The 22,227-nt window shown below is 69.1% G+C and carries 24 protein-coding genes; 19 read left to right on the top strand and 5 right to left on the bottom strand.

Annotated features, from left to right (window positions below; genetic code table 11):
* Positions 1-79 precede the first annotated feature (79 nt).
* The 6 genes from ACESM1_RS26640 to ACESM1_RS26615 are packed head-to-tail and all read left to right on the top strand — an operon-like array spanning position 80 to position 6,654.
* A complete protein-coding gene (locus ACESM1_RS26640; RefSeq protein ID WP_372624261.1) occupies positions 80-1,195 on the top strand; it encodes a mandelate racemase/muconate lactonizing enzyme family protein in 1,116 nt (371 codons plus the stop codon).
* A gap of 55 nt (positions 1,196-1,250) precedes the next feature.
* Positions 1,251-2,858: an ABC transporter substrate-binding protein gene (locus ACESM1_RS26635; RefSeq protein WP_372624260.1), complete on the top strand. Its 1,608-nt coding sequence runs from the start codon at positions 1,251-1,253 to the stop codon at positions 2,856-2,858.
* A gap of 10 nt (positions 2,859-2,868) precedes the next feature.
* Complete coding sequence (locus ACESM1_RS26630) at positions 2,869-3,807, top strand: ABC transporter permease (RefSeq protein WP_372624259.1); 939 nt, start codon at positions 2,869-2,871, stop codon at positions 3,805-3,807.
* The gene (locus ACESM1_RS26625; protein WP_372624258.1) at positions 3,804-4,676 is read left to right on the top strand and encodes an ABC transporter permease; all 873 of its coding nucleotides are present in this window, start codon (positions 3,804-3,806) and stop codon (positions 4,674-4,676) included. Before ACESM1_RS26630 ends, ACESM1_RS26625 begins: the two co-directional genes overlap by 4 nt.
* Positions 4,676-5,644 (top strand): ABC transporter ATP-binding protein, encoded by a 969-nt coding sequence (locus tag ACESM1_RS26620; RefSeq protein ID WP_372624257.1) that lies wholly within the window; start codon positions 4,676-4,678, stop codon positions 5,642-5,644. Before ACESM1_RS26625 ends, ACESM1_RS26620 begins: the two co-directional genes overlap by 1 nt.
* On the top strand, positions 5,641-6,654 hold the full coding sequence (locus ACESM1_RS26615; protein ID WP_372624256.1) for an ABC transporter ATP-binding protein: 1,014 nt from the start codon (positions 5,641-5,643) through the stop codon (positions 6,652-6,654). Before ACESM1_RS26620 ends, ACESM1_RS26615 begins: the two co-directional genes overlap by 4 nt.
* Here the strand turns inward: ACESM1_RS26615 and ACESM1_RS26610 are convergent.
* Positions 6,623-7,732 carry an enolase C-terminal domain-like protein gene (locus ACESM1_RS26610; protein WP_372624255.1) on the bottom strand — a complete coding sequence of 370 codons (1,110 nt, stop codon included), beginning with the start codon at positions 7,730-7,732 and terminating at the stop codon, positions 6,623-6,625. The genes ACESM1_RS26615 and ACESM1_RS26610 overlap by 32 nt on opposite strands.
* A 111-nt stretch (positions 7,733-7,843) precedes the next feature.
* On the opposite strand from ACESM1_RS26610, the gene ACESM1_RS26605 reads away from it, so the two are divergent.
* Positions 7,844-8,797 carry a Bug family tripartite tricarboxylate transporter substrate binding protein gene (locus ACESM1_RS26605; protein WP_372624254.1) on the top strand — a complete coding sequence of 318 codons (954 nt, stop codon included), beginning with the start codon at positions 7,844-7,846 and terminating at the stop codon, positions 8,795-8,797.
* A gap of 194 nt (positions 8,798-8,991) precedes the next feature.
* Here ACESM1_RS26605 and ACESM1_RS26600 read toward each other — a convergent pair whose 3' ends face one another.
* Both ACESM1_RS26600 and ACESM1_RS26595 read right to left on the bottom strand, forming a co-directional pair.
* Positions 8,992-9,213: a DUF2793 domain-containing protein gene (locus tag ACESM1_RS26600; protein ID WP_372624267.1), complete on the bottom strand. Its 222-nt coding sequence runs from the start codon at positions 9,211-9,213 to the stop codon at positions 8,992-8,994.
* Positions 9,214-9,301: 88 nt separating this feature from the next.
* Positions 9,302-10,321 (bottom strand): LysR family transcriptional regulator, encoded by a 1,020-nt coding sequence (locus tag ACESM1_RS26595; RefSeq protein WP_372624253.1) that lies wholly within the window; start codon positions 10,319-10,321, stop codon positions 9,302-9,304.
* 234 nt (positions 10,322-10,555) lie between these two features.
* On the opposite strand from ACESM1_RS26595, the gene ACESM1_RS26590 reads away from it, so the two are divergent.
* The 7 genes from ACESM1_RS26590 to ACESM1_RS26560 all read left to right on the top strand — a co-directional run bounded on the left by ACESM1_RS26590 (position 10,556) and on the right by ACESM1_RS26560 (position 16,747).
* Complete coding sequence (locus ACESM1_RS26590; protein ID WP_372624252.1) at positions 10,556-11,335, top strand: amino acid ABC transporter ATP-binding protein; 780 nt, start codon at positions 10,556-10,558, stop codon at positions 11,333-11,335.
* Between the two features lie 6 nt (positions 11,336-11,341).
* On the top strand, positions 11,342-12,043 hold the full coding sequence (locus tag ACESM1_RS26585) for an amino acid ABC transporter permease (protein WP_372624251.1): 702 nt from the start codon (positions 11,342-11,344) through the stop codon (positions 12,041-12,043).
* Between the two features lie 3 nt (positions 12,044-12,046).
* Positions 12,047-12,724, top strand: a complete 678-nt coding sequence (locus tag ACESM1_RS26580; RefSeq protein ID WP_372624250.1) for an amino acid ABC transporter permease — start codon at positions 12,047-12,049, stop codon at positions 12,722-12,724.
* A gap of 53 nt (positions 12,725-12,777) precedes the next feature.
* Complete coding sequence (locus ACESM1_RS26575; RefSeq protein WP_372624249.1) at positions 12,778-13,641, top strand: substrate-binding periplasmic protein; 864 nt, start codon at positions 12,778-12,780, stop codon at positions 13,639-13,641.
* Between the two features lie 73 nt (positions 13,642-13,714).
* Complete coding sequence (locus ACESM1_RS26570) at positions 13,715-14,842, top strand: amidohydrolase family protein (RefSeq protein ID WP_372624248.1); 1,128 nt, start codon at positions 13,715-13,717, stop codon at positions 14,840-14,842.
* A gap of 5 nt (positions 14,843-14,847) precedes the next feature.
* Positions 14,848-15,612: an SDR family NAD(P)-dependent oxidoreductase gene (locus ACESM1_RS26565; RefSeq protein ID WP_372624247.1), complete on the top strand. Its 765-nt coding sequence runs from the start codon at positions 14,848-14,850 to the stop codon at positions 15,610-15,612.
* Between the two features lie 16 nt (positions 15,613-15,628).
* Positions 15,629-16,747: a DSD1 family PLP-dependent enzyme gene (locus ACESM1_RS26560; protein WP_372624246.1), complete on the top strand. Its 1,119-nt coding sequence runs from the start codon at positions 15,629-15,631 to the stop codon at positions 16,745-16,747.
* Between the two features lie 104 nt (positions 16,748-16,851).
* Here ACESM1_RS26560 and ACESM1_RS26555 read toward each other — a convergent pair whose 3' ends face one another.
* The gene (locus tag ACESM1_RS26555) at positions 16,852-17,265 is read right to left on the bottom strand and encodes a DUF2793 domain-containing protein (RefSeq protein ID WP_372624245.1); all 414 of its coding nucleotides are present in this window, start codon (positions 17,263-17,265) and stop codon (positions 16,852-16,854) included.
* Positions 17,219-17,608: an ArsR/SmtB family transcription factor gene (locus tag ACESM1_RS26550; RefSeq protein ID WP_372624266.1), complete on the bottom strand. Its 390-nt coding sequence runs from the start codon at positions 17,606-17,608 to the stop codon at positions 17,219-17,221. The genes ACESM1_RS26555 and ACESM1_RS26550 overlap by 47 nt, the downstream gene beginning before the upstream one ends.
* A gap of 219 nt (positions 17,609-17,827) precedes the next feature.
* Between ACESM1_RS26550 and ACESM1_RS26545 the strand changes: the two genes are divergently transcribed.
* From ACESM1_RS26545 to ACESM1_RS26525, 5 genes are read left to right on the top strand one after another with little or no spacing between them, the layout of a single operon-like run.
* The gene (locus ACESM1_RS26545; RefSeq protein ID WP_372624244.1) at positions 17,828-19,015 is read left to right on the top strand and encodes an acetyl-CoA C-acetyltransferase; all 1,188 of its coding nucleotides are present in this window, start codon (positions 17,828-17,830) and stop codon (positions 19,013-19,015) included.
* 22 nt (positions 19,016-19,037) lie between these two features.
* Positions 19,038-19,391 (top strand): carboxymuconolactone decarboxylase family protein, encoded by a 354-nt coding sequence (locus ACESM1_RS26540; protein WP_372624243.1) that lies wholly within the window; start codon positions 19,038-19,040, stop codon positions 19,389-19,391.
* Between the two features lie 4 nt (positions 19,392-19,395).
* Positions 19,396-21,174, top strand: a complete 1,779-nt coding sequence (gene arsA, locus ACESM1_RS26535; RefSeq protein WP_372624242.1) for an arsenical pump-driving ATPase — start codon at positions 19,396-19,398, stop codon at positions 21,172-21,174.
* A gap of 28 nt (positions 21,175-21,202) precedes the next feature.
* Positions 21,203-21,544, top strand: a complete 342-nt coding sequence (locus ACESM1_RS26530) for an ArsR/SmtB family transcription factor (protein WP_372624241.1) — start codon at positions 21,203-21,205, stop codon at positions 21,542-21,544.
* Positions 21,541-22,137, top strand: a complete 597-nt coding sequence (locus ACESM1_RS26525; protein ID WP_372624240.1) for a permease — start codon at positions 21,541-21,543, stop codon at positions 22,135-22,137. Before ACESM1_RS26530 ends, ACESM1_RS26525 begins: the two co-directional genes overlap by 4 nt.
* The last annotated feature ends 90 nt before the right edge of the window (positions 22,138-22,227 follow it).

Raw genomic sequence — 22,227 nt, 5'->3', positions numbered from 1 at the left:
CCAGACCAGGTGACGCCGCGCTCGCCGCCCGTTGCCTCGCGCCGTGCAGGCTGCCACAGTCTCGTGTGGAGAGAGACGCATGAAGATTCGCAAGGTTGAACCGTTTCAACTCCAATGGGGCGAGGCAGGACAGAAGGCCGGGCGCGCAGCCTTCGTCCGAATTGAAACAGATGACGGCCTAGTCGGACTGGGCGAGGCCTCCCCGATGGAAGGCGGCATTGCGTCGCTCGTCATCATCGCCAGGCACGCCGCTCCCTTTCTCATCGGCAAGGACCCGCTGGACCACGCCGTGCTGCTCGAGACGCTGCTCCACAAGCTGGTCAAGCTCGGGCCAGAAGGGGCGCTCAGCGGCGCGCTTGCGGCGCTCGACATCGCGCTGTGGGATCTGAAGGGCCACCGGCTCGGCCAGCCTGTGCACAAGCTGCTCGGCGGCGCCTGGCGCACGGAGCTGACCTGCTACGCCTCGATCGGCGGCAACGCCTGGCGCAGCGTGGACGAGGTGCTGCGCGTGGTGGAGCGCCGCGTCGCAAAGGAGAAGCCGGCCGCGGTGAAGATCCGCTGGGACGGCGACCGCACCAGGGTGGACGTGGACATCAAGGGCGACATCGCCAAGGCGCGCGCAGTGCGCCAGTTGCTCGGCGATGATTTCATGATCGGCTTTGATGCTAACAATGGCTATTCCATCGGCGGCGCGATGCGCGTCGGCCGCGCGCTGGAGGAACTCGGCTATACCTGGTTCGAGGAGCCGGTGCAGCACTACCATGTCGCCGCGATGGGCGAGGTCGCGCAGCGGCTCGACATCACCGTCTCCGCCGGTGAGCAGACCTATACGCTGCAGGGCGTGAAGGACCTGATCAACGCCGGCGTGCGCATGGTGCAGCCGGACATCGTCAAGATGGGCGGCATCACCGGCATGATGCAATGCGCCGCGCTGGCGCATGCGCATGGCGTGGAGTTCGTGCCGCACCAGACGCAACCTTCGGTGGGCCATCTGGCCAACCTCCACCTGCTCGCGACGGTGATGCATCTCGCGAAGCCGGTGGAGCTCGCGGACAACTGGGAGCGCGCCGGCGGCGTGTTCAGCAATCCGGGCGGGCCTGTTGACGGCCGGTTCACCGTTCCGACGGCGCCGGGGCTCGGCATGGTCTTCGACGCGGCTGAGTTCGAGCGGCGCATCGTGCCGCTCGCCATCTGAACGGACAACGCGCCGCGCCCGCCCGGCGGGCGGCTAACACTGGGGAGAAACGGCCATGAGAACCACCCGCCGGCACTTGCTCGGCCAGGCTTCCGCGCTGGGCGCGGCGAGCCTCGGCCTCGGCGCGCCGCGCCTGGCCCAAGCGCAGACCGGGCCCATCACTATCGCGCTCGCCTCCCGTGCGCCGACAGGACTGAACCCGCAGAAGACTGCGCTGACCGGCGGCGATTCCTGGGGCATCAAGCAGGTCTTCGACACGCTGGTGAAGTCCGAGGACGGCACCTTCGCCGTGCGGCCGCAGGATTTCCGTCCAAGCCTGGCGGAATCCTGGGAAAGCTCGGCGGATGCGCGCAGCTGGACCTATCGCCTGCGCCGCGGCGTGCAGTTCCACAAGGGCCAGGGCGAGATGACGTCGGAGGACGTGGTCTTCACCTATGGCCGCCAGCTCGATCGCTCCCTTGTCACCAACCAGAAGGCGCTCTACGCCAATCTCGACCGTGTGGAGGCGCCAGACAGCCACACGGTGCGCTTCCATCTGAAGCGGCCTGACCCGCTGTTCAACGGCAGCATGGTGACGACGCTCTCCGCCAGCATCCTCTGCAAGAAGGCGTTCGAGGAACGCGGCGCAGAGGCCTTTAACATGGACCCGATCGGCACCGGCCCGTACCAGGTGGATAGCGTCAGCCCGACGCAGGGCGTGATGCTCTCGCCCTTCCCGCAGCACTTCGCCGGCGTGGCGGCAAGCCCGCTGCGCATCGCCTTCATCGCCGACACCACCGCGCGCACGCTGGCCTTCGCATCGGGCCAGGTGGACATGATCGAGGGCGTCCGCCAGCCGGGCTGGATTCCCACCATCCGCCAACGCGCGCCGCGCACCATCTTCGATGCCACCGCGCCGGGCAGCTTCAACTCGCTGCATCTGAACTTGACGCGTGCGCCGCTGAACGACCTGCGGGTGCGCCAGGCGATCCGGCTCGCCATCAACAACGCACAGATCGCTGCCGCCTTCTCAGGTCTTTCGGTGCCGATGGTTGGCATCGTCGCGCCACAATTCGCCGGCGCGGTGAAGGAGGAGGATCTGCCGCCGGATCTGCGCTACGGGCACAACATCCAGCGGGCCCGGGCCCTGCTGGCCGAGGCCGGGCATCCCAACGGCGTCACCATCCAGTGCTTCACGAGCCAGCGTGAGGATTATTCCTCCATCATGCTGATGATCCAGGAGCAGCTGCGCGCCGCTGGCATCAACCTCGACCTGCGCATCATCGACCATGCGACGATGCACGCAGAGAACCGGCGCGACCGCAATGCGATGACGCTCTATTCGTCCAGCTACCCGCCCGTGCCCTGGCAGCCTTTCCTGCAGCAGCTACTGTCCAGCGCCGAGGTGAAGGCGGATGGCCGCGGCGGGGAGAACTACAGCCACTATGGCGTGGCGATCCCCGGCATCGACGAGCTGATCGCACGCGCGCAGGACGAGCCCGACTTCGACAAGCGCATCGCGCTGATCCAGGACATCGAGCGCCAGGTGCTGCGTGACCTGCCGCTGCTCGGCATCGTCACGCTGTCCTATGTGATTGCGCGCAATCCGCGGGTGGATATCGGGTTCCCGGTGCAGTCCGGCTACGCCTACTGGCCGCTGAACCGCGCGCGACGCGTCGCCTGAGGGAGGCCGCATGGCGCGGATGATCGTGGCACGGCTGCTGGATGCCGTGCCGACCGTGCTGCTGGTGCTGACCCTGGTCTTCGTCGCGCTGCGCCTGCTGCCAGGCGACCCGGCGCTGGTGGTGCTCGGCGAATACGCCACGCCGGAACAGCTGGACCTGTTCCGGCGCGAGATGGGGCTGGACCAGCCGCTGCTGTGGCAGTGGCTCGATTTCCTGCGCGACATGCTGATGCTGGACTTCGGCGTCTCCATGATCACGCGGGAGCCGGTGGCGCAGCTCATCGCGCAAAACCTGCCCTACACCATCGAGCTGACGCTGCTGGCCACCGGCATGGGGCTGGTCTTCGGCATCCCGATGGGCGTGGTCGCCGCGGTCAACCGGAACCGGCTGCCGGACAGCGGCGTGCGGATCTTCTCGCTGATCGGCTATGCCATTCCGGACTTCTATCTCGGCGCATTGCTGCTGATCGTCTTCGCGCTCAACCTCGGCTGGTTCCCGATCAACGGCGGCGGCGAGGGCTTCGCAGACCGGATGTACCACGCCTTCCTCCCGGCGCTGACGCTCGCCTTCGTCAAGACCGCCTTCCTCGGCCGGCTCACGCGCACGGCGCTGCTGGAAACGCTGGGCAAGGACTATGTGCGCACCGCCCGGGCAAAGGGCGCACGGGAGCAGCGGGTGATCTATCGCCACGCGCTGCGCAACGCACTGCTGCCGGTGACGACGGGCCTCGGCCTCAGCCTTCTGGCAACGCTCTCCGGCTCCGTCGCGATCGAGTTGATCTTCAACCGCCCGGGCATCGGCGAGGTGCTGATCAGCGCCATCGCCAAGCGCGACTATCCCGTGATCCAGGGTGGCGTGGTGGTCTTCGCCTTCTTCGTGGTCGCGGTAAACCTGCTGGTGGACCTCGCCTATATCATCATCGACCCGCGTATCAGGGCGCAGGCATGAGCGCCGCCCTCGAACAGCTTGCGCCGGAGGAACCCCGCTTCGCCGCGCTGCGCCGGCTGTTCTCCCTAGAGCGGCCGGCGACGCTCGTCGCTTCCGCCATCGTGCTGCTCTTTGTGGCCATTGCGCTGGCCGCGCCCTGGCTCGCGCCGCATGATCCGCTGGCGCAGAGCTACCTCCGCATCAACGCGCTTCCCTCGGCCGAGCATTGGCTCGGCACCGACCAGTTCGGGCGCGACGTCTTCTCTCGCCTTCTCTATGGCGCACGCAACTCGCTTATTTTCGGCCTGGTCTCACCGGCCATCGCGGCGGTGGTCGGCACCGCGCTCGGCGTGGCGGCAGGGTTCTTCGGCGGCATCATCGACCGCCTCGTGAGCCGCCTGATCGACACGCTGCTCGCCTTCCCCGAATTGCTGCTCGCGATCATGGTCTCCGCCGTGCTGGGTGGCGGGTTCTGGAACGTGGTGATGGTGATCGCGGTCGCCTTCATCCCCGGCTTCGCCCGCGTTGCGCGCTCCGCCACGCTGGCGGTGAAGCAGGAGCCGTATATCGAAGCCGCGGTTGCCGTCGGCCTCGGCACGCTGAAGACCATCTGGCGGCACGTGCTGCCCAACATCTCGGCACCCGTGGTGGTGCTTGCAACGCTCTGGGTCGCCTCCGCCATCCGGCTGGAGGCCTCGCTGAGCTTCCTCGGCCTCGGCACCCAGCCGCCGAACCCGAGCTGGGGCAACATCATCCGCGACGGGCTCGGCAACATCTTCGGCTCGCCCTGGCCGATCATCGGCGCGGGCGGAGCGATCACGGTGGTGGTGCTGGCCTTCAACATCTTCGGCGACGCGCTGCGCGACCTGCTGGACCCGGAGACGAACTGATGCCGGATCCGCTGCTCGCGGTCCGCGACCTCGTCGTCGCCTTCGGCAAGCCGGATGCGCCGCTGCGCGCGGTGGATGGCGTGAGCTTCGAGGTGGAGGCGGGCGGCGCGGTCGGGCTGGTGGGCGAATCCGGCTCCGGCAAGTCCGTCACCGCGCTCTCCATCCTGCGGCTGATCGGCGCGCCGGGCCGCATCCTCGGCGGCGAGATCCGCTTCGACGGGCAGGATCTGCTGCGCCTGCCCGAAGCGCAGCTTCCGGATATCCGCGGCCGTGACATCGCGATGATCTTCCAGGAGCCGATGAGCTCGCTCAACCCGCTGATGACCATCGGCGACCAGGTGGGCGAGGCACTGCTGCTGCACCAGCCGCTGGACCGCGCCGCCCGCCGCGCCCGCGTGATCGAGCTGCTGGGCCTGGTCGGCATCCCCGATGCGGAGGCGCGGCTCGGCGCCTATCCACACCAGTTCTCCGGCGGCATGCGCCAGCGCGTGATGATCGCCATGGCGCTGGCGTGCCACCCGAAGCTGCTGATCGCGGACGAGCCGACCACCGCGCTCGACGTCACCATCCAGGCGCAGGTGCTCGAGCTGATGAAGCGCATCCGCGCACGGACCGGCACGGCGATCCTGCTGATCTCGCACGACCTCGGCGTGATCGCCGAGATGTGCGAGCGCGTCGTCGTGCTTTATGCCGGCCGCGTGGTGGAGGATGGCGCGGTGCGTGCGATCTTCAGCAACGCGAGCCACCCCTATACGCGCGGCCTGCTGCAATCCATTCCGCGGCTGGATGACGAGCGCCACCGCCTCAGCCAGATCCCCGGCTCGGTGCCGCTGCCCGGCCAGGTCAAGGCCGGCTGTCCCTTCCACGCGCGATGCCAGCTCCGCATCGCGCGCTGCGCGGCCGAGATGCCGCCGCTGACGCCGCTCGGCGAAGGCCATCGCGCCGCCTGCTGGGTGACGGCTGCATGAGGGATGATCTCGTCCGCATCGAGAGGCTCGGCAAGACCTTCGATGGTGCCACGCGGCTGCCATTCACGCAGGCTAGGTCCGGTGTGCGCGCGGTGGACGGCGTCAGCTTTAGTGTCGGTCGCGGCGAGACGCTGGCCGTGGTCGGCGAATCCGGCTGCGGCAAATCCACGCTCGGGCGGCTGCTGCTGCGTCTGATCGAGCCCAGCGATGGCCAGGTTTTCTTCGAAGGCCGCGACATCGCCGCGCTGTCCGCGCGAGAAATGCGCGAAGTGCGGCGCCAGGCGCAGATGGTGTTCCAGGATCCCTACGGTTCGCTCAGTCCGCGCCGCACGGTGGCGCAGATCGTGGCGGAGCCGCTGGAGGTCTTCGCCCTTGCCACCGGCCGACGCTCCATGCGCGACCGCGTGGTGGAGCTGCTGACGCAGGTCGGCCTGCCGGCTTCCGCGATGGACCGCCATCCCCGCAGCTTCTCCGGCGGCCAGCGCCAGCGCATCGGCATCGCCCGCGCCATCGCCGCAGGGCCGAGCTTCATCGTCTGCGACGAGCCGGTGAGCGCGCTCGACGTCTCCGTGCAGGCGCAGATCGTCAACCTGCTGCAGGACCTGCAGGCGGCGAAGGGCTTCTCCTACCTCTTCATCGCGCATGACCTAGCGGTGGTGCGCCACATCGCGGACCGGGTGGCGGTGATGTACCTCGGCCGCATCGTGGAGATCGGGCCGAAGCGCAGCGTCTATGCCACGCCGCAGCACCCCTACACCCAGGCGCTGCTCTCCGCCGTGCCGCAGCCCGATCCTGATGCGGCGCACCGGCGCATCGTGCTGCCGGGCGACGTGCCGAGCCCCTCGCGCATCCCCTCCGGCTGCAGCTTCCGCACGCGCTGCCCGCTGGCGCAGGAGGTCTGCACGCGCGACCGCCCGCCGCTGCGTGAGGTGGCGCCGGGGCAATCCGCAGCCTGCCACTTCGCCGCACCGAACCCGCTCAGCGCAGAACGGCCGTCGTTTTCGCCCTGATCAGTTCCAGGTCCGGCTCCGCGCCGACGCCCGGCGCGTCCCAGGCATGGACGAAGCCGTCCGCGTCCACCTCAATGTCGCGGACCAGCCCGTATTTCTGCGCGGCCTCGGGCAGCAGAACCTCGAAATACTCGGTGTTGCGGATGGCCATGATCAGGTGCAGCTGCGCGACGTTGTTCCAGCTGTTGCCGCCATGGTGGACCTCGAAGTTCATCGCGAAGGCCTCGGCGAGATGCGCGGCCTTCAGACAGGGCGTGAGGCCCCCCTTCACCGCCACGTCGCCGCGCAGGTAGTCCGTCGCGCCGCGTTCGATCCAGGTTCCCATGATCTCGAAGCCGCCGGAGGCGTATTCGGTGGCGAGGATCGGCACGTCGAGCTTGGCGCGCAGAGCGGGGTAGTTGTGCAGGTCGTCCTCGCCGAGCGGATCCTCGTACCAGTGGAAGGCCAGTTCCTCCAGCACGCGGCCGAGGCGCACGGCGTCGGGCAGGCGATAGGCGCCGGCGGGGTCGATCATCAGCACCATGTCGGGGCCGACCGCGTTGCGCACCGCGCGGCAAACGCGGATCGCCGCCTCTACCCCGCCCTTCGGCGGATGGATCTTGTAGGCGGTGTAGCCCTTCGCCTGCAGCATCAGCGCCTGCTCGGGATACATGCTCTCGGCCGCCAGCGTGGAGGAGGAGGCATAGGCCGGGATCTTCCGCCGCGCCGTGCCCATGATGCTGTGCAACGGCAGCCCCGCTGCCTGGCCGAGGATGTCCCACAGCGCCACGTCGCAGGCGCCGATGGTGCGCAGCGTCGCCGCGCGGCGCACGCCGTAGAGGCGCGCGAACAGCTTCTCCCGCTCCAGCGGGTTCTCGCCGCGCAGCAGCGGCAGCAGGTGGCGCACCAGCCCCTCCACGTCGAGCCGCGCAGAGCGGAAGGAAGCGCCGAGGAAGGCGCGGCCGACAATTCCCTGGTCGGTGCGCAGTTCCAGCAGCCCAAGCTCGCTGCCGCCGGCGGCCGGATTGCGGTCGCCATACTGAGCGGGTGGAATATCGTCCCAGCGGAACATGGTCACGCTGGCGTCGTCGATGCGCATGGCGGTTCCCTCCGGGCGGCAGGCTGCGATGCGCTGACCCCCGGGTCAACGTTTGCTTGACGCGGCGTGGCCGCTTCGGGGACGCTCACCCCAATCATCAGGAGAAACGCCATGCTGTCGCGCCGCGCCCTGCTCGCCGCTCCCTTCCTGCTCGCCGCCGGTCCTGCCCGCGCGGCCTGGCCGGAGCGGCCGATCCGCCTCATCGTCCCGGTCGCGCCGGCCGGTCCCACCGACATCGCAGCGCGCGTCATCGCGGCGCCGCTCGGTCCATTGCTCGGCACCAGTGTGGTGGTGGAGAACCGGCCGGGCGGCGGCGGCAATGTCGGCACGGCCGCGGTCGCGAACGGGCCCGCCGATGGTTACACGATGCTGATGGGCAGCTTCTCCAACGCCGCCAACCCCGCGATGTTCACCGACCTGCCCTTCGACCAGAAGCGCGACCTGACGGCGGTGGCGCAGGTGACGCGCGTCCCGCTGATCCTCACCGTCAACCCGGCGCTGCCGGTGCAGAACATCCAGGAGTTGATCGCGCTGGCGAAGCAGCGCTCGCTCACCTACGCCACTGGTGGCGTCGGCACCTCGGCGCATCTCGCAGGCGAGATGTTCGTGCGCTTTGCCGGCATCCAGGTGCCCTCGGCGCACTATCGCGGCGCGGCCCCGGCCAATACCGACCTCGCCGCCGGGCTGGTCGCCTTCATGTTCGACAATCCGCAGACCGCCCTGCCGCTTATCGCCGCCAACCGCGTGCGGCCCATCGCGGTGACGACGCGCGAGCGCATCCCGGAGTTGCCGAATGTGCCGACCGCGATCGAGAGCGGCATGGCGGACCTGGTCATCGCCTCCTGGCACGGCATCTTCATGCGCAGCGGCACGCCACCCGAGATCATCACACGAATCAACGGCGCGGTGAACACGGCCTTGCAGAGCGCCGAGGTGCGAGACCGCTTCAAGGCTCTGGGCGTGCAGCCGGGCAGCGGCACGCCGGCGGAATTCGCCGCCTTCTTCGACAGCGAGATGGAACGCTGGGGCCGCATCATCCGCGAGGCTGGCATCAGGCCGTCTTGACCGCGCTCGTCCGGGCCGCTGCGGCGCGGCCATTAGGGCACCTTGGCTTACTGCGCCCCGCCCCCACGCTGCTGCATAGTCGACACCATGGAACGACCGCAGAAGGGCGTAGGCGCGATGCGGCACGATGCTCACGCGGCAGCCAAGATCGCGCGCCGCGACGCGACGACGCGGGATGCGCTGCCGTTCGAGCCTCAGTGCGCCCATGTCGCTGCGCCGACCACGACCAGCCCGGTGCGGGGCATGTAGAACACCCACGCGCCGCTGACGCGCTGCGCCAGCCGGTTCGCCTGCCCGGCCCTGGCGCAGGTCGGGCTCGTGCCGATGATCCGGCATTCTCCCTCTGCGAGCCGGGCGGTGTGTTCAGCCCGACCTGCTGCACGAGTGGCTGCACGAGGGCATCCGGTCGGATCAATCCAGCACCATGGGTGACCTCCCTCTGCGCCTGCTGGAGGGAGTGCGCCCGGATTCGAAGCATCTCCACAAAATCCAGCACGGCGCTGGCTAATAGCCGAAATGGCGCCCCTTTTTCGGGTGCATCTCTGCGCAGTCGTCGTGACCTTCGTCCGTCGTGACCGACTCCTCCGCCGAAACGCGGATGTTCGCGAAAGGCATCATGCGGAAGGCCCCTTCAGCCGTAAGGCGACGCACCACGCGCCGGGAGGCGTTTGCAATGCGTATCGGCAGCTCCGCCTCCTTTTTCCGGGGCGCCACGAGCGTGATGGTGCGAGAGAAGCTTGGCCCGGGAAATGGTAGCAGCGTGACCCGCGAGCCGAAATTCGCCGCCTGCAGCACAGTAAGAGGCGTCAGCACCGCCCAGCCCAGACCGGCCGCCACCATACCGAGTAGTGCGCCCGCTGATTCCAGGTCAAACTTCTGCGGCACCGCAAGCCGCAGGCGCCGCAGTTGCACCTCCACATCCCGTGCCAGCAGCGACCGCTGCCCCCAGCGCATCAGCGGCAGCGACTTGGCGAGGCTCTCCAGCGACATGGTCTCAGGATCGCGAAGTGAGGACGGCACCGCCAGGATATATGGCTCGCGCAGGATCTCGTACCGCGTCAGGTTGTCCAGATCCTCCATCGCGTCGTTCGATATGACGAAGTCCAGCGCGCCGGCGATCAATGAATCCCGTAGCGTCTGCACTAGGCCAGAGGAGACACTAAGGAACTCCACATGGCGGCCGAGTTCGGTACAGAGCGCCGGCAGGAACGGAAAGGTTAGACTGTCCACCACGCCGAGCCGTAGGCGCATTGGCAGTTGTCGCAGGGCGCGGATCCGTTCCGGCAATGCTGCGATGCCCTGCACCAACTCCTGCGCTGCGCGCAGCGCCACCTCGCCTTCCTCGGTCAGCCGCAACGGCCGCGTGCGGTCGAACACCGCGCAACCGAGTGCCGCCTCGAGCCGCGCTACCGCCTGCGAAACCGCCGGCTGAGAAAGCTGAAGCCGCGCGGCAGCCGCGCTCATGCTGCGCGCCTCTGCGACCGCGGCGAAGATCCCTAGAAGGCGGAGATCGGCTGCCTGCATTCTCACACCATTGGTTCAGGCAATACTTTCCATAAATCATGACAATGCACAACGCAGGGACAGCCGCCGGAGCGCCGCGAAGCATCTGAAAAGTCTGCGCTTCGCACCGAAGCGACCGGTCCGCCGACGGCGCTCGCCGGTTCTGCGCTGTTGCCCCGCGTAGCTGCGGAGTGGTCATCTTCCTGATGCACCCTCGCCAAGCGCGCTGGGCGCTTCGCTATTGGCGGAGGCAAGATGGCAGAGCCGCCCCGACACCTGCTCACAGTGCGCGACCTAAGGAAGGCCTTCGCACACCATGAGGTGCTGCGCGGCCTCAGCATCGAAGTGGACCGCGGCTCGGTCGTCGCCGTGATCGGTGCCTCCGGCTCCGGCAAGAGCACCTTCCTGCGCTGCCTCAACTATCTGGAAGTGCCGAGTTCCGGCGAGGTGTGGGTAGATGGAGTGCCGATGGGCTTCAGCCTGGCGGCGGATGGTCGGCGGCAGCCCGATCCGCCCCGCGAGTTGGCGCGCAAGCGCGCGGCACTCGGCATGGTTTTCCAACAATTCAACCTGTGGCCGCACCTCACCGCTTTGCAGAACATCGTGGAGGCGCCGATGCGGGTAAAGGGAACTGCACGGCGCGAGGCGGAGGCGGAAGGACTCGCACTGCTGCGCAAGGTGAACCTGGAGGAGAAGGCGCGCGAATACCCGGCGCGCCTGTCGGGGGGCCAACAGCAGCGCGTCGCCATCGCGCGGGCGCTTGCGATGCAGCCGAAGCTGATGCTGTTCGACGAGGCCACCTCCGCGCTCGACCCGGAACTCACCGGGGAGGTGCTGGACGTGATGCGCGGCCTTGCCGGCGAGGGCATGACGATGATCGTCGTCACCCACGAAATCGCGTTCGCCCGAGATGTCGCCGACCGCATCCTGTTCCTCAACGACGGACGCATCGAGGAGGACGGCCCAGCTGCGCAGGTGCTTGGCGCGCCGGCCAGCGAGGCCTGCCGCCGCTTCCTCGCCCGCGCGCTACACTAGACCGCCATGTTCGAGGCCCTGTCGCAATCGCTCGATCCGGCGCTGTTCTGGGAATACCGGCAGACGCTTGCCGAGGGGCTGCTGCGCAACATCGCTGTCTTCCTGCTCGGCGCGGCGCTCGCCAGCGCCATCGCCCTTGGCGTTGGCTTAGCGCGGATGTCGCGGTTCCGCGCGCTGCGCGCCGTCGCGGTTGGCCATACCGAGGTCTTCCGCAACGTCCCCGAATACGTGCTGCTGGTCTGGCTGCACTATGTCGTGCCCATTCTGCTGACCAAGGCGGCAGGCGCGCGGATCACCTTCGATCCCTTCTTCTCCGCCGTGCTCGCGCTCGGCCTGGCCTACAGCGGCTTCCTGGCCGAGACGGTGCGCGCGGGCATCCTCTCCGTGCCGACCGGCCACGTGGAAGCCGGACGCGCGCTGGGAATGCCAGGCGGCGTGATCGCCCGGCGCATCGTCGCCCCACAGGCGGCGCGGCGGATGCTGCCGGAGGCGCTGAACCAGTACGTCTCGCTGTTCAAGGCAACCTCCTTCATCTCGCTGATCGCGGTGGAGGACGTGATGTATCGCGTCGCCATGGTGGCGAGCTACGAGATGCGGCCGCTGCCGCTCTACACCGGCGCGGCGCTGATCTACTGCGTGGTCATCATCACGGCGACGACCACGATCCGCCTGCTGACGGATCGCTGGCGTCGCCGGGGATGGGTCTGAGCCATGCTGGGCAACGCCGAGCGCCTGGTCTGGGGCAACCGCGAGCTGATCCTCGAGGGGCTCTCGGTTACGGCGCAGGTCTGCGTCGTCGCCTTCCTGCTTGCGCTGGGGCTCGGGCTGACGGCGTGCCTGGTGCGCCTCTACGTGCCGCTGCTGCGGCCGGTCGCGATCGGCTACATCGAGTTCTGCCGGGCGACGCCGATCTTCGTGCAGCTGCTCTGGGTCAACTACGCCTGGCCGGAGGTGTTCGGCTTTCCCTACACCGTCATGCAGGCCGGCATCGTCGCGCTCGCGCTGCAATCCAGCGGCTACCTGGCGGAGACCTTCCGCTCGGGCATCGAGGGGCTGGCACCGGGGCAGCGGGAGGCGGCGCTCGCCGTGGGCCTGACAGAATCACAGGCGATGCGGCGGATCATCCTGCCCCAGGCGCTGCTGACCATGGCGCCGTCCATCGTCAACCAGCTCGTCGTGGTCATCAAATCCTCGACGCTGGTCTCGGTGATCGCGATCCCGGACCTGATGTACCAGGCGATGCGCATCGTCCACCAATGGTTCGAGCCGATCGAGGTGCTCACCAGCGTGGCGCTGATCTACATCGCGCTGATCTTCGCCATCTCGGCGACGGCACGGCGCTTCGCGGAACACCTGCGTCGGCGTTACGGCCTCGGGGGAGAGACATAGGGCACTCGCGCGACGGGCCGCCCCCGGCCCACGCGTCAACATCGGAGGCGAGCATGGACGACAACATGAACGAACAGAAGCGGCGGCTGCTGACCGGCACGGCGCTGCTCGGCGGCATCGCCGCCGCCGGCGCGATGGGGGCGTCGCTTGCGCCACGCGATGCGGCGGCGCAGATCCTGCACTCCGGCGTGGATCCGAACTCGGTGCTGGCCAAGCTGCGCAAGGGCGCAACGTTGAAGGTCGGCTATTCGCAGACGCCTGTCTGGTTCTACCGGGACCCGCGCAACAACGAGCTCCAGGGCATCTACAAGGAACTCGTCGAGGCGCTGATGCGCGACCTGGAAATGACCGTCGACTGGGTCGAGGTGTCATTCGCCAATGCGACGGTCGGCCTGAGGCGCGGCGACTTCGACCTCTACGGCTCCTCGCTGACCTACACGGTGCCGCGTGCGCTGGTCGCCAACTATGTCGGCCCGCTCTGGGCCAAGGGCAGCCTGGCGATCGTGCACAAGGATGATGCGCAGCGCTTCCGTACGGTGGCCGACCTCAACAGCCCGGAGGTCACCTTCTCGGTCAGTGCCGGCGCGAGCGAGGAGCAGCGCATGCCGTTGCTGTTCCCCCGTGCGCGCTTCCAGGCGGTGGCCGGGCAGCAGGTGCTGGCGGCCGAGCCGGTGCGAACCAAGCGCGCCACGGTGTACGTTACCGGCGACAGCGACGCGCTGGCGCTAGCGCGGCGCAACCAGAACTGGGCGCATGTGATCGACCCGCAGAACCCGTTCGACAAGCGTCCCAACACCTGGGCCGTGCGCTACGGCGACAATCCGTGGAAGCAGTTCCTGGACATGTGGGGCGCCTATATGACCGCCAGCGGCCAGATCCAGCGGCTCTATGACCGCTACATCGAGCAGCTGACCTGAACGGCGGCGACGACCGCGACCGCGGGGCGCGTCAGACCGCGGCGTGCCCCGCCACCAGGATCGGAGGAAGGCCGTGATCATCGATTGCCACGCCCATGTGTTCCAGCACTGGGCCGGCGCCTGCGGACACAGCTCGCGCGAGGTGCACAGGCGCTACATGCAGAAGGTGCAGACCCGCACCTCCTCGCGCGTGTTCCGCGCCCGCGATGGCGCCGAGGCCTCCGGCGCGCTGCTGTTCCATGAGGGGCGGAACGGCTGGTCCGGCCTCAAGGACGTGGATTTCCGCGTCGGCATCTACGGGCGGCTCGACTTCACGGTGGATGGCGAGGACTACTACGTGCAGTACATGCCGGTCGGCATGCAGGAGATCGTCGCGCCGCCCGAGCTGATGCTGGCGAACATGACGCTGGCAGGCGTGGATCACACGGTGCTGCAGACCGGCTGGGGCTACGGCGCGATGAACGATTACAACGCCTTCGCGCAGTCGCAATACCCCGACAAGTTCACCGCCCTGCTGAACGTGGACGAACCGCGCGCCCACACCGAGGCCAACCTGGCCGAGCTGGCGCGTGCGCATGACCAGCTCGGCCTGCGCGCCGTGTATTTCGCGCTCGACGCCTTTGCCCGCTACGACTTCGACATCCGTTTCGACGACCCGACGCTTGAGCCCTTCTGGAGCCGCGTGAACGGCTGGAAGCTGCCGGTCTTTTTCGAGGCGCCGCCGACACCCGACTACGATTCCGCCAGCTACATCCGCAACATGGTTGGGCTTCGCCAGATCATGGACCGCTACCGCGATATCCGCTGGGTGCTCGTCATGGGCCCGCCGGTGGGGCTCTACGGCAATGCGGGCCGGTGGGAATTCCCCGAGGAGGTGATGGGAGCCTACCGGCATCCGAACCTGCTGATCGAGGTGATGTTCCCGATCACCTGGGGCGGCCAATGGGACTACCCCTACCCGGAAGCACAGGAGCTGATCCGGGGCATGCGGGACCTGTTCGGCGCGGGCAAGCTGGTCTGGGGCTCGGACGCCCCAAATGTCGAGCGCTTCTGCACCTACAAGCAGTCGCTCGACTATGTGCGGAACCACTGCCGGTTCCTCTCGGCCGCGGAGAAGGACAGCATCCTCGGCGGCAATGTGGACCAGCTGCTCGGCATCGGCGAGCGGGTCCGCAGCGCCACGCCGCGCTGCCACGGTTGAGCGCGATGGCGGCGGGACAGTTCGACCTGCATGGCCGCACGGCGGTGGTCACCGGCGCGGCGAGCGGCCTCGGCCGCACGATGGCACTGGCGATGGCCGAGGCCGGCGCGGCGCTCGTGCTGGTGGATACCGATGCCGCGGGCCTGGCCTCGCTGGAAGAGCAGCTCGCCGCGGCGGGCCACGCCGCGCTCGCGCAGCCCGGCGACGTCACCGACCCTGGATTCCTGGGTGACTGCTTCGCGGCGAGCCTCGAGCGCTTCCGGCGCGTGGATATCCTTCTCTGTGCCGCCGGACGCGCGCTGCGCAAGGATGCGCTGGAGACGACGCCGGAGGAATACGACCGCCTGATGGACGTGAATGTCCGTTCGCTGTTCTTCTGGAACCAGAGATTCGGCCGCCACATGATCGCGCAGGGCGGCGGCTGCATCGTCAATGTCGCCTCGCAGGGCGCCTTCACTGCGCTGGAAGGGCGCCCGGTCTATTGCGCCAGCAAGGCCGCGGTCGTGCAACTCTCGAAGGCCCTGGCGCTCGACTGGATCGGCCACGGCGTGCGCGTGAACGCGCTTGCGCCCGGCCTGATGGATACGCCCTTCATCGCCTCGCTCAAGGCTACGCCGGACCGCTTCGCGCGCGCCCAGGCGCGCATTCCCGCCGGCCGGCTCGGCACGCCCGCCGACCTGGTCGGTCCCATCCTGCTGCTCGTGTCCGATGCCGGCCGCTACATCGTCGGGCAGACGATGGTGGTGGATGGCGGCTGGACGATCTGCTGATTCGCGGAGACCAACGATGATCGCGCCCCCCGCCACCGTCGGCATGCCCCTTGCCGAGGTGGACACGCCCGCCCTGATCCTGGATCTCGACGCGCTCGAGGCCAACATCGCGCACATGCAGGCCCGGGTGGCCGGCACGCAGGCCTATCTCCGCCCGCATGCGAAGACGCACAAGAGCGTCAACATCGCCCGGCTGCAGCTTGCCGCCGGCGCCCGCGGGGTGTGCTGCCAGAAGGTCTCCGAGGCAGAGATCATGGTGGGCGGCGGCGTCGCCGACGTCTTCGTCAGCAACGAGGTGATCGGTGCGCCGAAGATCGCACGGCTGGCCGCGCTGGCACGGACGGCGCGCATCTCCGTCTGCGTGGACGACGCGGCCAATGTGGACGACCTGGCCAGGGCGGCGACGCGGTTCGGCTCCCACCTGACGGTGCTGGTGGAGCTCAATGTCGGCATGCACCGCTGTGGCGTGGAGACGCCTGCCGAGCTGCTTGCCCTCGCGCAGCGCATCTCTGGGCACGGCTCGCTCTCCTTCGGCGGCATCCAGGCCTATCACGGCTCCGCGCAGCATGTGCGGGGCCGCGAGGAGCGTCGGCGTGCGATCAACGAAGCCGGCGAGAAGGTGCTCGCCTGCCGAGCCGCGCTCGAGGCTGCGGGCCTGCCCTGCCCGGTGGTCGCCGGTGCCGGAACCGGGACCTTCGAGTTCGAGCTCGCCTCGGGTATCTGGAACGAGCTGCAGGTCGGGTCCTATGTGTTCATGGATGCGGATTACGGCCGCAATCTCGATGCGGCCGGGGCGCCGGTCGGCGACTTCGCCAACTCGCTCTACATTCTCTCGACTGTGGTCAGCCGCCCGGTGCGGGAACGCGGCGTGCTAGATGCGGGGTTGAAGGCGCTGAGCGTCGACTCTGGCATGCCCGGTGTCGTCGACACGCCAGGCGTCGAATATGTGCGCGCCGCCGACGAGCATGGCCGGCTGGAACTGAGCGACAGCACCAATCTGAGCGTCGGTCAGAAGCTTCGCCTTGTGCCCGGCCACTGCGACCCGACGGTGAATTTATACGACTGGTTCGTTGGGTTCCGGGGCGACCGCGTGGAGGCGATCTGGCCCGTGAGTGCGCGCGGGGCCTTGCTTTAGGAGACCCCTTCTTAATTCCAGGCGCTTAACGTTGGCGCGGGTGGTGACGGGTGCAAACCTCGACTGGCTGAGCGTGAGCTGCTGTTGGTGCGGACCTCCCGAGGCTAAGCGATCTCCACCCGCGCCCGAAGCGTCCCCGAGAAGCTCGCGCGCGCGAAATCGCCCATCGCGGCACCGACGACGGTCACGATGGTGGTGACGCCTTCACCGGCGGCGAGGCTCGGCGGATCGTAGGTCACGCTCGCCTGCAGCAGCCGCGGCGCGGTAAGCGCCCACGCGCTGCCGCTCCAGCCCCACTGCACCAGGGTCGCCGTGTCGAATACGACCAGCTCGACGAAGGCCGCGCAGAGCACCCATGCCCCACCGATGCGCTGCGCCAGCCGGTTCGCCTGCCCTGCCCAGACCCCGGTCGGGCTGGTGCCGATAATCCAGCACTGGCCTTCGGCCGGTGAGCCCGGCGGCGCGTTCAGTTCAATTAGTTGCACGACGGGCTGCAGCAGCGCGTCTAGCCGGTTCAATCCAACGGCATGGGTGACCTCCCTCTGCGCCTGCTGGAGGGAGTGCGCCCGGATTCGAACCGTCGCCTATGCCGTTTGCGACGAGGCGAGCTGGGCGGAGCAAGAGGGCGGCGACCACCGCCCTGAATCGCGTGAGGCCCGCGCGGCTCAGGCGATAGCAGACACGCGGGCCGTCCACCTCGCCCTCGACCAGCCCGGCCGTCTTAAGGACGCGGAGGTGCTCGGAGACGGTGGACTGAGCGAGCTCCAGGTCGGCGACGATGTCGCAGCCGATGCAGCCCTCCCGGCGCACGAGAAGGCGCAGGACGCGGACCCTCGCGGGGTGCGCCAGGGCCTTCGCCAGCTCCGCGAGGTCCTTCGTCAGCGGCGACAGCCCGCGGAGCGGTGCGGCTCACGTCTCTGCGACATTCCTTCATCCATCGTCGAAAGCCGATATGTGTGGAGGGGCTGAGTCGAGCAAGGGACGCGACGGCTGTCTGCTTGATGCGCCGCAAGGCGCGGCATGCCGGGCAGTGCCATCCTGCCACTGACATCGAAACCACAATACGAAGGGAGCCGCGCCATGGCCGAGCGAGAAGTCGTCCTCTGCACCCCGGTGCGGACCGCCATCGGCACCTTCAACGGCGCGCTGAAGGATGTGCCGGCGACGGAGCTCGGCGCCTCCGCAATCCGCGCCGCGGTGGAGCGCGCAGGGCTCGATCACGCAAAGGTGGACGGCGTGGTGATGGGCAACGTCATCCAGGCCGGCAACAGGATGAACCCGGCCCGGCAGGCCGCGATTGGCGCCGGGCTCCCGGTTTCCGCGCCGGCGCTAACCGTCAACCGCGTCTGCGGCTCGGGCGCCCAGGCGATCGCCTCGGCCGCGCAGGAGATCCGTCTCGGCGAGGCGGAGGTGATGGTCGCGGGCGGGATGGAGAACATGGACCGCGCGCCCTACCTGCTGCCGAACGGGCGATGGGGCATGCGCATGGGCGACGGGCAGGTGCTCGACAGCATGCTGCTCGACGGGCTGAACGACGCCTTCTCCGGCCAGCATTCCGGCTGGCACACCGAGGACCTGGTCTCGAAGCTCGGGATCCCGCGCGAGGCGCAGGACCGCTGGGCGCTGCGCTCCCAGCAGCGCTTCTCGGAGGCGCAGGCCGCCGGCCGCTTCGCCGAGGAGATCGTCGCCGTGCAGGTGCCCGGCCGCAAAGGCCCGGTCGCCTTCGAGCGCGACGAGCACAACCGCCCCGACACCACGATCGACACGCTGACCAAGCTGCGTCCTGCCTTCCGCAAGGACGGCACCATCACGGCCGGCAACGCTCCCGGCCTCAACACCGGTGCGGCGGCCGTCGTGGTGGCGGAGCGCGGCGCGGCGGAGCGGCTCGGCCTCAAGCAGGTCGCGCGCTTGGTCTCGGCTGGCGTCGGCGCGGTGGAGCCCGGCATGTTCGGGCTCGGCCCCGTGCCGGCGGTGCGGCGGGCCCTCGAGCGTGCCGGCTGGTCCGCCGCCCAGGTCGAGCGTGCCGAGGTCAACGAGGCCTTCGCCGCCATCGCCATAGCGGTCATGCGCGAAACCGGGCTTCGGGAGGAGGCCGTGAACCCGGAGGGGGGCGCGATCGCCCATGGCCACCCGATCGGGGCGAGCGGCGCCGTCCTGACCACTCGCCTGCTGCACGGGATGCAGCGCGACGGGCTTCGGCGCGGGCTGGTGACGCTTTGCATCGGCGGCGGCCAGGGCATCGCGCTCTGCCTCGAGCGGATCGGTTGACCAGCGGCGAAAGGAAGCGACGATGACGACCGATTTTGTGCAGCTCGCCGACGAGGTGGCCGAGGGCGTGGCCCTGCTGCGCCAGGCCGCCCCCGAGGCGGTGAAGGGCTTCGGCGCGCTTGGCGTGGCAGCGACCGCGCCCCGCGCACTGGACGCCAAGACGAAGGAGCTGATGGCGCTCGCCATCGGCATCGCGGTGCATTGCGACGGCTGCGTCGCCTACCACACGCGGGCCGCGCATCGGCACGGCGCGACCAGGGAAGAGGTCGCAGAGACCGTGGCGCTCGCGCTCTACATGGGGGGCGGCCCCGCGGCGGTGTACGGGGCCGACGCCTTGCGCGCCTATGACCAATTCACGGCCGCTAAGGCAGGCTGAGGGCGTGAGTACATTGAGCGTGACGAAGCTGCCGGGCTTCCTACGCGCCCCGCCCCGCCACCTTTTCTTCACCGGCAAGGGAGGCGTAGGGAAGACCTCGATCGCCTGCGCCTCGGCGATCGCGCTGGCCGAGGCCGGCCGGCGCGTCCTGTTGGTCAGCACCGATCCGGCGTCGAACCTCGACGAGATGCTGGGCGTTGCGCTCTCGGACGAGCCGCGGGCGGTGCCCGGCGTGTCGGGCCTGTCGGCCATGAACATCGACCCGGAAGCGGCGGCCGAGGCTTACCGCACGCGCGTGCTCGGGCAGATGGCGGATGCGGCCGCGACCGAGCGCGCCAAGGTGCAGGAGCAGCTCTCCGGCGCCTGCACCACCGAGGTCGCCGCCTTCGACGAGTTCGCTGCCCTGCTGGCTGGCGGTGCGCCCGGCCAGGACCACGTGGTCTTCGACACCGCGCCGACCGGTCACACGCTCCGCCTGCTCAGCCTGCCCGCCGCCTGGACCGGCTTCCTTGAAGCGAACGAGTCCGGCGCGTCGTGCCTCGGTCCGCATTCTGGCCTCAAGACGCAGGAGAAGCGCTTCCGCGCGGCGATGGAGGCACTGGGTGATGCCGGCACGACAGCGATCGTCCTGGTGACGTGCCCCGACCGTGCCTCGCTGGCGGAGGCCGCGCGGAGCTCGGGCGAGCTCGCGGCGCTCGGTCTCGGCAACCAGACGCTCGTGGTCAACGGCGTCTTCCAGATGGGCGTGCCGGACGACGCCGTGGCAAGCGCCATCGCGGAGGCAGGCCGCGCCGCGTTGGACGCCATGCCGGAGGCGCTGCGAACGCTGTCCCGCGACCAGTTGCCGCTTCGCGGTTTCAACATGGTCGGCCTGCCGGCGCTCCGCGCGCTGCTGCAGCCGGGACGTGAGCCGGCGAGCCGCCCGGCGCCGCCGGCCGCAGCTGCGTTTCCGGCTCTGCCAGCGCTCGACTCGCTCGTGGATGGGCTCGCCGCCCGTGGCCACGGGTTGGTCATGGTCATGGGCAAGGGCGGCGTTGGCAAGACGACGGTGGCCGCGGCGGTGGCCGTCGGGCTGGTGGAGCGCGGGCACGCGGTCCACCTCAGCACCACCGACCCGGCCGCGCATCTCTCGATGACGCTCGGAGGGGAGATGCCGGGCCTCACCGTGGACCGCATCGACCCAACGGCCGAGACCAAGCGCTACGTCGCGAAGATCATGGAGACGCGCGGCCGCGGCCTGGACGAGGCCGGGCGCGCGCTGCTGCGCGAGGATCTTCGGTCGCCCTGCACGGAGGAGGTGGCGGTGTTCCACGCCTTCTCGCGCATCGTGGCGGAGGCGCGCAGCAGCTTCGTCGTGCTCGACACCGCGCCGACGGGGCACACGCTGTTGCTGATGGATGCGACGGGCGCCTACCACCGGCAGATGACGCGCGACGTCGATCTGGCGGCGCAGCGGGGGCGCGTGGTCACGCCGCTGATGCGCCTGCAGGATCCTGAGCACACGCAGGTCCTGCTGGTGACGTTGCCCGAGACGACACCGGTATCGGAGGCGGCCGCGCTGCAGGAGGACCTGCGGCGCGCCATGATCGAGCCCTATGCGTGGGTGGTGAACCGCGCGCTTTTGGGCAGCGGTGCGAGCGATCCGCTGCTCCGCCAGCGCATGGCGGGAGAGGCCGCGCAGATCCGGCGGATCCAGGGCGGGCTGGCACGGCGTCTGTTCCTGTTGCCGTGGCAGGCCGAGGCTCCGGTCGGCCTCGCCGCGCTGCGCCACTTGGCAGCCTAGGAACCGCTGCAGCCGGTTGGACGGGTTAATGTGCGTCAATGCGGATATGCGCCAGGGCGCATATCTTTTGCCCAATGACCGGCGCCGTACACCTGCCGGCCGCCCTGGCCACCCCACCCGCCTCGCCGCGTTGCGCGTCCTGCACGACGGGCGTGAGCATTGCGTCTGCGAGCTGATGCGCCAGCTCGGCGCCAGCCAGTCGCGCATGTCCCGCCACATGGCGACGCTCCGCCAGGTGGGGCTGGTGACGGATCGGCGCGATGCGCAGTCGGTGCGCTACCGCCTCGACCCGACCCTGCCGCCCGCCGTGCGGCACCTGCTCGACGCCGCACTCGAGCTGCCCGCGGCCAGGCAGAGGATTGCCGCATGAGCGCGACCACCGAACGCGCGCCCTCCGCGCTGCCCTGGCTCGCCGGCGCTGCCGCCGCAATCGCGGCCTGGGCGGTGCTCTACAGCCAGCTGATTCCCTTCTCGGAATGGGTCGTCTCGCTACTGCCGGTGGAGCGGGCCTCGCATCTCGGCGCATCGCTCGCCTTCTTCTTTTACGACGTGCCGAAGGTGCTGCTGCTGCTGACGCTGGTGGTCTTCGCCATGGGCGTGGTGTGCAGCTTCTTCTCACCGGAGCGCACGCGCGCGCTGCTGGCCGGGCGGCGCGAGGGCGTGGGCAATGCGATGGCCCCCTCGCTCGGCATCGTGACGCCGTTCTGCTCCTGCTCGGCGGTGCCGCTGTTCATCGGCTTTGTCTCGGCGGGCGTGCCGCTCGGCGTCACCTTCTCCTTCCTGATCGCCGCGCCGATGGTCAACGAGGTTGCGCTCGGCCTCTTGTTCGCGCTGCTGGGATGGAAGGTGGCGCTGACCTACCTCGCCTTCGGGCTCGGCATCGCGATCGTCGCGGGCTGGGTGATCGGGAAGCTGAAGCTCGAGGGCTGGCTGGAGCCCTGGGTGCTGCAGATCTGGTCCTGACCCGCTGAACTGGTCCGGGCGGAACGCGATTTTTTCGGGCACTCTGATCCCTGGAGGAGGATGCCATGAAGCGGAAGCGTTACGCGGATG

It is taken from the genome of Falsiroseomonas sp., assembly GCF_041690465.1.
Classification (GTDB): domain Bacteria; phylum Pseudomonadota; class Alphaproteobacteria; order Acetobacterales; family Acetobacteraceae; genus Falsiroseomonas.
This window is presented reverse-complemented; position numbering and strand designations above follow the sequence as displayed.